The 13,111-nt window shown below is 35.7% G+C and carries 11 protein-coding genes and 1 tRNA gene; 7 read left to right on the top strand and 5 right to left on the bottom strand.

Going from position 1 to position 13,111, the window contains the following annotated elements; all coding sequences use genetic code 11:
• The first annotated feature begins 111 nt into the window (after positions 1-111).
• Positions 112-2,223 carry an elongation factor G gene (fusA, locus tag WC644_03985; GenBank protein MFA5011095.1) on the top strand — a complete coding sequence of 704 codons (2,112 nt, stop codon included), beginning with the start codon at positions 112-114 and terminating at the stop codon, positions 2,221-2,223.
• A gap of 148 nt (positions 2,224-2,371) precedes the next feature.
• Positions 2,372-3,448, top strand: coding sequence for an Omp28-related outer membrane protein (locus WC644_03990; GenBank protein MFA5011096.1), 1,077 nt, complete (start codon positions 2,372-2,374; stop codon positions 3,446-3,448).
• Positions 3,449-3,454: 6 nt separating this feature from the next.
• Here WC644_03990 and WC644_03995 read toward each other — a convergent pair whose 3' ends face one another.
• Together WC644_03995 and WC644_04000 are read right to left on the bottom strand one after the other, a co-directional pair.
• On the bottom strand, positions 3,455-3,958 hold the full coding sequence (locus WC644_03995) for a cupin domain-containing protein (GenBank protein ID MFA5011097.1): 504 nt from the start codon (positions 3,956-3,958) through the stop codon (positions 3,455-3,457).
• 35 nt (positions 3,959-3,993) lie between these two features.
• Complete coding sequence (locus WC644_04000) at positions 3,994-4,413, bottom strand: DCC1-like thiol-disulfide oxidoreductase family protein (protein ID MFA5011098.1); 420 nt, start codon at positions 4,411-4,413, stop codon at positions 3,994-3,996.
• 75 nt (positions 4,414-4,488) lie between these two features.
• Here WC644_04000 and WC644_04005 point away from each other — a divergent pair, with 75 nt between their 5' ends.
• From WC644_04005 to WC644_04025, 5 genes are all read left to right on the top strand, one after another.
• Positions 4,489-5,136, top strand: a complete 648-nt coding sequence (locus WC644_04005) for a hypothetical protein (GenBank protein ID MFA5011099.1) — start codon at positions 4,489-4,491, stop codon at positions 5,134-5,136.
• Positions 5,137-5,249: 113 nt separating this feature from the next.
• Positions 5,250-5,322, top strand: a tRNA-Ala gene (locus WC644_04010).
• A gap of 41 nt (positions 5,323-5,363) precedes the next feature.
• Positions 5,364-7,847: a DNA gyrase subunit A gene (gene gyrA / locus WC644_04015; GenBank protein ID MFA5011100.1), complete on the top strand. Its 2,484-nt coding sequence runs from the start codon at positions 5,364-5,366 to the stop codon at positions 7,845-7,847.
• Positions 7,847-8,869, top strand: a complete 1,023-nt coding sequence (gene ltaE, locus WC644_04020; GenBank protein ID MFA5011101.1) for a low-specificity L-threonine aldolase — start codon at positions 7,847-7,849, stop codon at positions 8,867-8,869. The genes gyrA and ltaE overlap by 1 nt, the downstream gene beginning before the upstream one ends.
• A complete protein-coding gene (locus WC644_04025) occupies positions 8,869-9,813 on the top strand; it encodes a polysaccharide deacetylase family protein (protein ID MFA5011102.1) in 945 nt (314 codons plus the stop codon). The genes ltaE and WC644_04025 overlap by 1 nt, the downstream gene beginning before the upstream one ends.
• A 2-nt stretch (positions 9,814-9,815) precedes the next feature.
• On the opposite strand, the gene WC644_04030 is transcribed toward WC644_04025, so the two are convergent.
• The 3 genes from WC644_04030 to WC644_04040 are packed head-to-tail and all read right to left on the bottom strand — an operon-like array spanning position 9,816 to position 13,099.
• Positions 9,816-11,120, bottom strand: coding sequence for a replication-associated recombination protein A (locus WC644_04030; protein MFA5011103.1), 1,305 nt, complete (start codon positions 11,118-11,120; stop codon positions 9,816-9,818).
• 1 nt (position 11,121) lies between these two features.
• Entirely contained in the window at positions 11,122-12,204 is a 1,083-nt protein-coding gene (locus WC644_04035; GenBank protein MFA5011104.1) for an aminotransferase class V-fold PLP-dependent enzyme, read from the bottom strand.
• Positions 12,205-12,214: 10 nt separating this feature from the next.
• The gene (locus tag WC644_04040; protein MFA5011105.1) at positions 12,215-13,099 is read right to left on the bottom strand and encodes a proline iminopeptidase-family hydrolase; all 885 of its coding nucleotides are present in this window, start codon (positions 13,097-13,099) and stop codon (positions 12,215-12,217) included.
• Positions 13,100-13,111: the final 12 nt, after the last annotated feature.

Here is a 13,111-nt window from a genome sequence, read left to right on the forward strand (position 1 = left end):
TTATTAAAAAGTGGCTTTAAAATCACAGTCACAATTATTATTTTAATCGTTTATATAATTTTGATAATTTTGAATAACTTTAAAAATAAGCAAGCAAGGAGCTAAAATCTTATGCCTGATTTTAAATCGGAACAAATAAGGAATATAACCGTAATAGGTCATGGGGGAAGCGGTAAGACAATACTAACGGAAGGAATTCTACACTCGGCAGGAGTAACCAACAGATTCGGCAAGATAGAGGAAGGAAATACAGTCAGCGATTATCACAAGGATGAAATCGAAAAACAGATGTCGATAAATTCTTCACTAATGAACTGTTATTGGAAAAAGGGTGACGGAGAGAAAGTTAAATTTAATATAATAGACACTCCGGGATTTATGGATTTTACAGGTGAAGTGAAATCATCCTTAAGGATAACAGAAACAGCTATTATGGTTGTAGATGCTTTTAAGGGTATAGAAGTAGGTACAGAATCATCATTCAAATTTACTAAAGAATTTCACAATAATATAATATTTGTAATCAATAAACTTGACACTGAAAACTCAGTATTTGAAGAGACGGTAAATCAGCTTGTAGAAAGTTTTGGTCCTCAGGTAGCAGTGGCATCTTATCCAGTAAATCACGGATTAGGATTTAATTCAGTGATAGACGTAATAAAAATGAAGATGTATAAATTTACTACTGACGGAAAAGGCGACTATACTATTGAAGATATTCCAGCAAATCATAAAGAAAAGGCTGATGAATATCATCAAAAGTTAATAGAAGCGATTGCTTCTGAAGATGATGCATTAATGGAGAAGTTTTTTGAGTCAGGTTCACTTACTGAATCCGAGATTGCGGAGGGATTAAAGATAGGGCTGAAAGACAGGATGCTGTTTCCTGTATTTTGTACATCAGCATCAACGAATGTAGGCGTTAAGCCACTTATGGATTTTATAGCTGATTACACAGAATCACCGGTGGAGAGACCAGCAGAAAAAGGTCATAAGCCAAACAGTGATGAAGTAGTTGAAGTAAAACCTGATGTAAACGGACAACCAGTTTTATTTATTTTTAAAACTATTTCTGAAAAGAATATAGGAGAGCTTTCATTTTTCAGAGTATATTCAGGTAAGGTGACTCCAGGAATGGATTTAATAAATGAGGCAACGGGAAAATCGGAAAGGCTTGCACAGACATATACGATGAACGGAAAGGACAGAAAAGAAATATCGGAAGTAATAACGGGAGATTTTGCCGGAGTTGTAAAGTTAAAAGATTCGCATACGAACAACACACTTTCTTCAAAGCAGTTTCCAGTAGTACTTGAGCCGATTAAATTTCCATTACCGAATATGTCTCTTGCTATAGCTTCAGCGAGAAAAGGTGAAGAGGACAAGCTTGGACAAGCCTTGCATTCATTCCATGAAGAAGATCCGACATTTGCGATGAACTATGATCCAGAAATCAGTCAGACTATTATTCATGGGCAAGGTGAGATTCACATTAACACGATCATAAACAGAATGAAAGCAAAGTACGGACTTGATGTAGTACTTACGGAACCAAAAATTCCATATAAAGAAACGATTAAAAGAAAAGCTAATGATGTTGAGTACAGGCACAAGAAGCAAACAGGTGGTAAAGGACAATTTGGGCACGTCGTAATAAATGTAGAACCTAAACCCAGAGGTGAAGGATTCGAATTTGTTGATGCAATTGTAGGTGGAGTAATTCCGGGAAGGTTTATTCCGGCTGTTGAAAAAGGTATAATAGAAACAATGGCATCCGGTGTGCTGATTGGCTGTAAAGTTATTGATGTGAAGGTGACTCTTCATTTCGGTTCTTTCCATAATGTTGATTCAGATGAATTATCATTTAAGCTAGCTGCATCACAGGCATTCCGTAAAGGTTTCAAGGATGCCAGTCCTGTAATACTCGAACCTGTTTATGAAGTTGAAATATACTTCCCCGAGGAATTCATGGGTGCTGTTTCAGGGGATGTATCATCACGCAGAGGAAAGATACTTGGTATGGAATCTGAAGGAAGATTACAGGTTATCAGATGTCACATTCCATTATCGGAAATGAACGGATATTCTTCAAAACTACGTTCATTCACACAAGGACGGGGTTCATATACGAGGAAATTCTCGCATTATGAAGAAGTACCGAAAGAAGTGGAAACCAAGATAATAGCTGACTACGAGAAGAAGAGAGCAGAAGAGCAGAAATAGAAATAAATATATTATTAATACAGAAAGGGCTGAAAAATTCAGCCCTTTTTTATTATGCTTAAAGTGATAATTTTGTACATTTCTTTTTAAAAACGTTTTAATGAAGTTATTTTCAAATAGTCCCATAAACGTATAATAAATATTTGAAATGAAAAGAGTTACGGTTATTCCGGTTTTACTGCTCTTACTTACGTTGAACTCCTATGCTTCACCACGCAGGGTACTTCTTGAGTTTACAACCTCTAATACCTGTGAATATTGCGGCTGCATGGATTCACTCTTAAAAACCTCTACTCTTTTACAATACCCGCAAACAGTAATACTTGCAATGCACGGTACGATAAGACCTCCGGTTGACCCTTATTCAATCTATTTCGGAAACACGCTTCGTGATTCATTAATAGGACCGGAAATAGGATTTAGCGCACCGATGTCTTTTATTGACAGAAGCTTCTGGAGTTACACTAGTTATGTCAGGTACAGGGATTCGCTGAATTACAGGTACACAACTTCGCCCGTTTCGCCAATAGAATTGACAATTGTTTCAAAGGTATTCAACCCTGTTACGAGGATGCTGACGGTGGTAATAAATGCGCGGGCTGAGCAAACATTAACGGGCGAGTATAGGATAAACTTTGTAATATCTGAAAACAACCTTTTATCATACCAGGCAGGCGGGCCCTGTAACGAACAGAATTTTAATTTTGACCATGACTGGGTAATAAGAACAAATGCGAACGGATACGATGGTGAGCAGCTTATTAACGGAACATGGAATCTGAATCAGACATTAACGAAAACATTTACGTATCCGCTTGATACAGGATGGGTTCCTGAAAACTGTGATTTCAATATATATGTTTACAAAAGAGTATCATTGTTAAGGCATTCAGAAGTTCAACAGGCGGCAAAGGGTTCTGTGACGGGTTCAATAGGTATTAATAATATTGGCTCAGAAGTGAAAGGTTATGCGCTTTGGCAGAACTATCCCAATCCGTTTAATCCTGTTACTAACATAAAGTTTTCGATACCGAAGAGCGAGTACGTAAAATTAACGTTGTACAATTCACTGGGTGCGGAGAAGGCCGTTCTTTTCAGCGGTCATCTGAATTCAGGAACGTACAATCTTGAGATTGATATGAGCAGATTCAGCAGCGGAATATATTATAGTAAAATGGAGACAAAAGGATTCAACGATACAAAGATGCTAATGCTTGTGAAGTAATATTCTTTATACTCTTGTGAATTTTGTGATTAAATCTTTGTGTTGAGGAAAGAGATTTATCAAATCATTTCTTCTGCACAATTCAAAATCGAAGTATTCAAAGCCCGGGGAGACAGTGCAGCCAACGAATGAGTATGAAGATTTATTTTCTACTTCAGCACAGAAATTAGTGCCTGCTTTAATCATGTGCTGGAATACATCACCCTTATCGAAATTCCTTCCGAGTCTTATTGTTTCAAGTATTCCGCTTTTTGTAATTGAATGAATGAGGAGTGAAGTACCTTCATAGAAATGCCAGATTTCATCTGCCTTAAGTACATGGAAAGCGGAAATATCATATTCTTCAAGCAGGAAATAAATTGATGTATATAAAACATGATTGTTTTTAAACCTTTCAGGAAGTCCCGATTCTATACTTTCATCGGAACGGAATTTCTCGGAGAAGTATCCTCCTTCGGGATGCTTAACAAGGTTAAACTTCTCAATAATATGTTCTGCTATGGGAATCATGATTTGTTTTATTTAATATAAATATATTTATAAGATTATCCTATGAACTTATTTTGTTCTTCTGAAGTGGGTATTCTACAAGCATCTTTTTTGCCAAACCACTTATACCGGTTTCGAGCAACAATATCATAAAAGAAATTTCTAATAAAAGGTGGAACGATAATGAAGGCATAATACAGATTATGAGGGAACCTCAGATGTTTTGATATACGCAAAGCAGCACCTGAACGAGTATAAAAAGTATTACCATCAACTAAAATAAGAGTAGAAAAACTATCAGTGGGAAGATTAAATTTGCTTAAAGCATCCTGTCCATAGCTTGACTGGAGTGAAGCGAATTTAAACAAGTTGGACTTATCATTATCGATAATAAAGTTTACGGAGGAGTTACAGAAGTTGCAGACTCCGTCGAAAAGTATAACATAATTAATTTCATTACCCTCTTTTTTAGACAAAATAAGTTTATGTTTTATTAAAACAAAAATTAGTATCTTATAATACATATTAACAAAAACTTAAATTAAAAAGTTATGAAAATTAAGAATTTGTTCTACCTGTTTGCTGTAACTATCTTATCATTAAGTCTGATAGCAGGATGCGGCAAGAAAGATACAGCAGGAAACAAAGAAGAGAAAAAAACGGAAGAGAAAAAAGATGTTTCAATGAGTGAAAACACCCCATTTCATCTAAAATATGAAATGACAGATGAAAAGGGCAAAGGAACTCTTGACATGTTTGTAAAAGGAAAGAATGCCAAAATGGATATTAAAGCCAAAGAGGCAGGACAGGATGTAAGTACCTTAATGTACATCAAAGACGGAATGATGTATATGGTAATGGATATGATGGGACAAAAAATGGGTATGAAGATGGATGTTTCAAAAGATGAAAACTTCCAGAAAGATTTTGCTAAACTTTATGATGTAAAAGAACATCTTAAAGATTACACAAAGGGCGGAAGTGAGGATGTACTTGGGTATAAATGTGATGTATACTCAAAAGGAGAAGAAAAAATCTGGATTTACAAGGACATGATAGCATTGAAATTCACGGACGGTAAATCAACATTGGAGGCAAAGGAATTTGAGCCAGACGCAAAATTAGGTGATGATTTCTTTGATCCACCAAAAGATATTGAATTTAAATCTATGGATGATTTGAAAAATCTGGGACAGTAAAGATTATTCTTAAATACAGTATTTATAAGGGTTTAAGGACATTCTTAAACCCTTTTTGTATTAATAATTTCATTGAGAAAGAGCTCTAATTTTCGTATTTTACAGATTGTTATGGGGGTATAGCTCAGCTGGTAGAGCACTTCGTTCGCAACGAAGGGGTCAGGAGTTCGAATCTCCTTATCTCCACTTTTAAAAATTTCCTTTAGGGATATTCAAAAAAAGCTTAAATGCCAAACGAAAAGATAATACCTGTTAATATTGAAGATGAATTAAAATCATCATACATAGATTATTCTATGTCTGTAATAGTCTCGAGAGCATTGCCTGATGTTCGTGACGGTTTAAAACCAGTTCACAGAAGAGTACTTTTTGGGATGAGTGAACTTGGAAATTACTCAAATAAACCATACAAGAAATCGGCGAGAATTGTTGGTGAAGTATTAGGTAAATTTCATCCACATGGCGACAAAGCAATATATGACACGATGGTTAGAATGGTGCAGGACTTTTCATTGCGATATACACTTGTGGATGGGCAGGGTAATTTCGGCTCAATTGACGGAGACTCAGCAGCAGCCATGCGTTATACAGAAGCCCGTATGTCAAAGATAGCCGAGACTTTATTAACAGATATAGATAAGAATACGGTTGATTTTGTTCCAAACTTTGATGAAACTCTCAAAGAACCTTCCGTACTACCCTGTAATTTTCCGAATTTATTAGTCAATGGGTCAAACGGTATAGCAGTAGGGATGGCAACGAATGTAGCGCCACATAATTTAACCGAGGTATGCGACGGTTTAATCTATTTGTTGAAAAACCCCGATGCTACAATAAAGAAACTTATGAAGTATATAACTGCTCCGGATTTTCCGACTGGCGGTATTATATACGGATACCAGCCCGTAATTGATGCTTATGAAACAGGCAGGGGAAAAGTAATTCTACAAGCAAAAGTATCAATAGAGCCTGATAGAAACAAGCAGAATATTATCGTAACTGAACTGCCTTATCAGGTCAACAAAGCAACGCTTATAGAAAATATTGCTCAGCTTGTTAGGGATAAAAAGATTGATGATATTGCATCAATCAATGATGAGAGTGATAAGGACGGAATGAGAATAGTGATTGGATTGAAACGCGATGCAAATCCAAATGTGATTGTGAATAATCTTTACAAACATACGCAGATGCGGCTGACATTTGGAATAATAAGTCTTGCATTAGTTGATGGAGTTCCGAGGGTATTAAACCTGAAAGAAATGATGGAGTATTTCATTAAGCACAGACTTGATGTAATAGTAAGACGTTCCAAGTTTGAACTTAATGCAGCTGAGAAGCGAGCACATATATTAGAAGGTTATATAATAGCATTAGATAATATTGATGAAGTAATTAAGGTAATAAAGAAGTCGAAGGATACGCCGACTGCAAAAGAAGCATTGATGAAGAAGTTCAAGTTATCAGAAATGCAGGCAACGGCTATTCTGGAAATGAGACTTCAGAGACTTACAGGATTAGAGAGAAAGAAGATTGAAGAAGAGTATAAGGAATTACTTAAGACTATTGAAAGATTAAAGCGAATTCTTGCAAGTGAAGATTTAAGGAGAGAAATTATTATAGGCGATTTAAAGGAACTTAGAGAGAAATATGGCGACGAAAGAAGAACTTCTATTATTTATGATGTGAAAAAGATGAGCGATGATGAAATGATCAAAGAACTTGTAAAAGAAGAAGATGTTGTTATTACTATTTCAAATAAGGGATTTATTAAGAGAATTCCAGTTACATCATACAAAGCACAGGGCAGAGGAGGAAAGGGAATTACAGCAGCATCTACCGGCAGTACAGATGAGGATTTCATCGAACATATGTTTATTGGGTCAACACATCAATACATAATGTTCTTTACAGACAGGGGTAAATGTTATTGGCTGAAGGTATATGACATCCCTGAAGGTTCAAGGTCATCGAGAGGGAAGTCAATATTGAATCTTATCGAGAAGGAAAAAGATGAGAATATTTCTGCATTCCTAATGGTAAAAGACTTTGCAGAAGATTTGTACGTAACGATGATAACTAAACTTGGAGTAATAAAGAAAACAAAACTGGATGCTTACTCAAATATTAGAAGAAACGGCATAAATGCCATAAATATAAATGAAAGAGATTCATTAGTTGAAGTTAAATTAACAAATGGCAGTCAGGAAATAGTTATAGGTACACATTTCGGACAGGCAATAAGATTTAACGAATCGTTAGTTAGGGATATGGGAAGGACTGCTACGGGTGTAAGAGCTATAAAGCTTGCGAAAGGCGATTATGTAGTAGGAATGATTGCAGTTGTCAGAGCAAGTGCAACAATATTAGTAGTAACAGAAAAAGGATTCGGTAAGAGAAGTGATTTAGCTGATTACAGGATAACGGCACGCGGCGGTAAGGGCGTAAAGACAGTTAAAACTTCGGATAAAGTCGGAAAGATGATTTCAATAAAGGAAGTAACGGATACAGATGATTTAATGATAATAACATCACGTGGTATTCTTATCAGACAGAAAATAAAAGATATTAGAGTTATGGGACGTGCTGCTTCAGGGGTTAGATTAATAAGAATTGGAGAAAATGATAAAATTTCTGCCGTTGCAAGGATTGTTGAAGAGGACAAGGAAAATGGTAATGGCGGAAATCAGGAAAAAATGTTTAGTCAATAATGAATAAGATAGATCTTAGAAGCGATACTGTTACTAAGCCTTCCAAAAAGATGCGGGAGGCAATATTTAATGCTGAGGTTGGTGATGATGTTTTCGGAGAAGATCCAACAGTCATAAAGCTACAGGAAAAATGTGCTGATATATCAGGAAAGGAAAGTGCTTTGTTTGTAACAACAGGCTGCCTTGGAAATCAACTTGCCATTAAAAGTCATACCAAACAGGGGGATGAAGTAATTTGTGAATCTGAGTCACATATATTTCATTACGAAACCTCTGCTCCATCAATTATTTCAAACGTACAACTACACATTGTCCCCGGTATTAATGGAGTAATGAATCCCGAGGATATTAGAATTGCAATAAGATCGAGTGAGTATTATTTTCCTAAGACTACATTAATATGTATTGAGAATACACACAATAGAGCAGGAGGTACTATACAACCGTTAGAGAATCTAAAGGAAATATATGAATTAGCAAAAGATAACGGAATCAAGTTACATATTGATGGAGCAAGAATATTTAATGCTTCAGTTGCGACAGGGATATCACTAAAAGAATATGCAAAATATTGTGATTCCATATCATTTTGTTTCTCAAAAGGATTGGGAGCTCCTGTGGGTTCGATTTTATGTGGAGAAAAAGGTTTCATTGAAACTGCACATAAATGGAGGAAAATATTAGGAAGCGGGATGCGTCAGTCCGGTATTATAGCTGCAGCAGCCTTATATGCTCTTGAGAATAATGTTGAAAGACTGAGTGAAGACCATGATAAAGCGAGATATTTTGCTGAGGAAATATCCAAGATAGACGGTTTTAATGTTAATCTTGATAATGTACAAACAAATATTGTTGTTTTCTCATATAGCAAGAAAAGCAAGAAAGAATTTATTAATCTTCTTGAAAATAACGGAGTAAGGATATCTTCGGGGAGTTATGAAAACTTAAGAGCAGTTTTTCATCTTGATGTAACATTTGAGGAAGTAAAAAATTCTATAGAGACTATTAAGAAAATATTGTAATGATATTGAAAAAGTTATTCTTATTTATATTCCTAATTTCAGCAATTAGGTTCGTTTATCCTCAATCACACAAATATTTATGTGTAACATGTGATGATTTGCCTTACAATACAAAATACTTTAGAGAAAATAACACAGGCAGATACATAACGGATAAACTCCTGAAAATGTTTAAAGATTACAATATTACAGTTCTTGGTTCAGTTAATTCAGGGAAACTATTCTTAAATAATATACCAGATTCCTCCGAAGTAAAAATTCTTGAAGATTGGCTTAATGAAGGGATGGTTCTTGCTAACCATACTTATGCGCATAAAAATTACAATAATTTATATTTCTCAGAATTCAAGAATGATATACTTGATGGAGAAATAATCCTTAAGGAACTCCTTGCATCACGAGGAAAAACATTAAAATATTTCAGACATCCGTTTTTATTCAGGGGTGATACGAAGACAAAAGCAGATTCACTACAGGCATTTCTGGACTCATTGGGATTCATAGTAGCACCTGTAACTATAGACAATTCAGACTATATCTTTTCGTGGGCATATGAAAAAGCTAAATATGAAAGAAATGATTCTTTAGCGGAAAGAATTGGTAATGATTATGTCGATTATATGAGAGATGTATTAAAATATTATGAAAATCAGTCTTCAGCACTTTTTGGATATAATATAAAGCATATTTTACTGATGCATGCGAATTTATTAAATGCAGATTATTTTGACAAGGTTATTGGAATGTATAAAAGGGAGGGTTATGAGTTTATTACAATCGATGAAGCATTACAAGATGATTGTTACAAAATGCAAGACGAGTTCTATAAAAGGGCGGGAATATCATGGCTCCACAGATGGGCTTACACAGCAGGAAAGAGGGGAGATTTCTTTAAAGGCGAGCCAGTCGTTCCTGATTATATAGAATCATTTATAAAACAATAAACTCACTTCTTTCTCTTTCTTTCCTGTAAAAACTTTTTAAACTTTTCTTCGCGACCATTATTTGATGGTTCGTAATATATTTTATCTTTAATTTCCTGCGGAAGGAAATCCATCTTAATCCAGTGTCCCTCGTAATCATGTGCATATTTATATTCTTTTCCATATCCAAGTTCCTTCATGAGTTTAGTTGGTGCATTACGAAGATGAAGCGGAACACCGTAAGCGGGCAGTTCATTTACATCCTGTTCTGCTCTGCTAATAGCAATGTAGGAAGAATTACTTTTAGGAGAGCAAGCAAGATACGTTGCACATTGCGAAAGTATTATACGGGCTTCAGGCATACCAATACTATCAACTGCGTTGAAAGTTGAAACAGCAATAGTAATAGCATATGGGTCGGCATTACCAATATCTTCAGAGGCAAGAATAATCATTCTTCTTGCTATAAACTTCGGGTCTTCGCCACCCTGAAGCATACGCGCAAGCCAATAAACAGCGGCATCAGGATCGCTGCCTCTCATGCTTTTAATGAAGGCGGATATTATGTTATAATGCTCTTCGGCATTCTTATCGTACTTAATGTAGTTTGTCTGAAAAGCATCTTTTAGAATATCATTAGTTATATTGTAAACACCATGCTCTGCCTGTGTAAGACGAAAGGCGAATTCGAGTCCGTTCAGAAGTCTGCGAGCATCACCGTTGGACATTGAGATTAAGAAGTTTACATCAATGATTTTAATATTAAAGTCCTTAAAGACCGAGTCAAAATTTAATGCTCTTTTAATAATCTTTTCGAAATCATCTTTTCCGAGTTCTTCGAGAGTAAAAACGCGGCAACGAGAAAGAAGAGGTGAAATAACTTCAAAAGATGGATTTTCTGTTGTAGCACCAATCAGAGTAAGCAAGCCTTTTTCGACACTGTGTAAAAGAGAATCCTGCTGAGATTTATTAAACCTGTGTATTTCGTCAATGAAGAGAATTGTTTTCTTATTGTAATACTTTTGATTCTTCTCAGCTTTGTTGATAGCCTCTCTCACGTCTTTAACCCCTGATGAAACAGCTGACAGTTGGATAAATTCAGCATCGATAAGTTTTGATATGATTAAGGCGAGGGTAGTTTTACCGATTCCCGGTGGTCCCCAGAGAATCATAGACACTATCGATTTGTTATCTATCATCTGACGGATAGGTTTTCCTTTGGCAATAAGATGGTCCTGACCGAAGAATTCTTCGAGATTATTTGGACGCAATCTTTCCGCTAAGGGTCTATCATTAAGTAAATCAGGATTATCGTCGAAAAGATCCATATCAGAATTTCTTAAATAAGTAAAGAAGGTTGCTTACATCTTCGAATTTGTGCATAGGGAAGTTACCGATACGGATGTGTTTGTTTTTATAATCTGCATAACCGCTGCTCACAACAAAATCGTTGTACTCGAGTTTAGAAAGTATTTTATCCGTATCAACATTTGATTCAAGAACTATAGTTGTTTTTGATCGTAAGTCTTCATCTTTAACGAACGGTTTAATGTTAGGATGTTTATCAAAGAAACTATAAATCAAGTTTGCTTTCTTCAGGGTCTCCTCTCTAATAATATCGAGACCTTTGGAGTACAAATCATTGCATACACGACCCAGTAAATAGATTGCAGTGATGTTAGGAGTCATAGTAGTCTGATTCTTATCAGCATTAGCGGCAAGCTTCACGAAACTGTTATATGAGCCTATGTTTAATCCTTTTCCGGAAAGAGATTTCGATTTCTCAATAAGGTTTTTCCTGCAAATTATAACGCCAAGTCCGGGAGGCAGACCGAATCCCTTTTGAACAGAGAAAAACAGAAGGTCAATATAAGAATAATCAAACTTGTAATAAGGAATTGAAGTAACAGCGTCAATTGCTATAATAATATGAGGGTTAACCTGCTTCAGTTCATATAGTTTATCGGTATTAAATACAGTACCTGTACTTGTTTCGTTATGTGTAATGCATAACATTTCAGTTTCTTTTGGTATGTCGATACTGTCATAATTAAAACTCTTTCCGAAATCAGATTTGGCGCATACGGGATACTTTCCGAGCGCTTTTGCAATATCGAAATATCTTTGAGCAAAATATCCGTTAATGAAATGGAATGATTTTTCGGCAACCAGACTTTGCAGTGAGCGCTCCATACATTCTGTTGCGGATGACAGGAAGAAAACGTAGAAGTCGTCCGGTATTCCGAGTAGTAATTTAAGGGAATTTACGGTATGAGAGTTTATTTCTTCGAATTCTGCAGAGCGGTGAGAAACCGAAAACAAATTATTTTCTACAGCTTCTTTGTAGTAATCCAGTATTCCATCTGAGAGTTCAGTAGGACCGACAGTGAAATATTTTTTTCCTATAGTCACTAATTGACAATCAATTTAATTTATTGATGAATGATTTAACAATATAATTGTATTCATCAATATTTTCAAGATGATGACTATGAGAACAATCTTTCATAACAACAAACTCAGAATCAGGAATTGTTTTACTGTATCTTTCGACAATGTAAGGAGCCGCTTCGTCATATTCGCCACAGGTAAAAAGGACGGGGATAGAGATATTATTAAGTTCATTAGTTCTGTCATATTTCATTAGCGAGCCTGTTCCCGTAAATTCACTTGGTCCCCACATATAGTTATAAATATTTGCATTCATTTTTCCAAATGTTTCTAATAACAAAGGATGCCAAGGATTCATACGGCAAAGATGCAGATTGTAGTAAAAGTTCATTGCATCAATATACTTTTGATTTGTGAAGTCTTTTTTATCTTCATATTCAATTATTGTATTCCTAATGTTTTCAGGCAACATAGGAAGATAAGAGCGAGCCCCCTCGATGAATAATTCCGCACTTACAGGCGGACCAGATAATATTAAAGCTTTAACCTTTTGAGGAAATAACAAATGATATTCGAGAGCTAGAACAGTACCCCATGACTGTCCGAGAAGAATAACCGAGTCATATTTTAAATGCTCGACAAGCAGGTTCAGTTCATCAGTATATCTTTCAACAGTCCAAAGAGAATTATCAGAAGGTTTATCAGAGTTACCGCAACCGAGCTGGTCGTAAAAGATGAGGGGTCTTTCAGAAGAGAGTGGAGTCAATGTTAGCAAATAATCGTGACTGCCACCGGGACCGCCATGAATGCAGATAAGCGGAGTACCTTGTTTTTCTGTACCGATAATTTTGTACCAAATCTTACCGCCTTTAACATTACAAAAACCGGTTACTTCGGAGATGTTTTGAGCATTCATAGAATTAAAAAT

Source organism: Ignavibacteria bacterium (assembly GCA_041649015.1).
GTDB lineage: Bacteria > Bacteroidota > Ignavibacteria > Tepidaquicellales > Tepidaquicellaceae > CAIKZJ01.

What these genes read in the sequence shown, in the direction of transcription:
- WC644_04030 (MFA5011103.1), bottom strand. Translation starts at nt 11,120, where the DNA reads ATGGATCTTTTCGACGATAATCCTGATTTACTTAATGATAGACCCTTA.
- WC644_04025 (MFA5011102.1), top strand. Translation starts at nt 8,869, where the DNA reads ATGATATTGAAAAAGTTATTCTTATTTATATTCCTAATTTCAGCAATT.
- fusA (MFA5011095.1), top strand. Translation starts at nt 112, where the DNA reads ATGCCTGATTTTAAATCGGAACAAATAAGGAATATAACCGTAATAGGT.
- WC644_03995 (MFA5011097.1), bottom strand. Translation starts at nt 3,958, where the DNA reads ATGATTCCCATAGCAGAACATATTATTGAGAAGTTTAACCTTGTTAAG.
- WC644_03990 (MFA5011096.1), top strand. Translation starts at nt 2,372, where the DNA reads ATGAAAAGAGTTACGGTTATTCCGGTTTTACTGCTCTTACTTACGTTG.
- WC644_04005 (MFA5011099.1), top strand. Translation starts at nt 4,489, where the DNA reads ATGAAAATTAAGAATTTGTTCTACCTGTTTGCTGTAACTATCTTATCA.
- ltaE (MFA5011101.1), top strand. Translation starts at nt 7,847, where the DNA reads ATGAATAAGATAGATCTTAGAAGCGATACTGTTACTAAGCCTTCCAAA.
- WC644_04040 (MFA5011105.1), bottom strand. Translation starts at nt 13,099, where the DNA reads ATGAATGCTCAAAACATCTCCGAAGTAACCGGTTTTTGTAATGTTAAA.
- gyrA (MFA5011100.1), top strand. Translation starts at nt 5,364, where the DNA reads ATGCCAAACGAAAAGATAATACCTGTTAATATTGAAGATGAATTAAAA.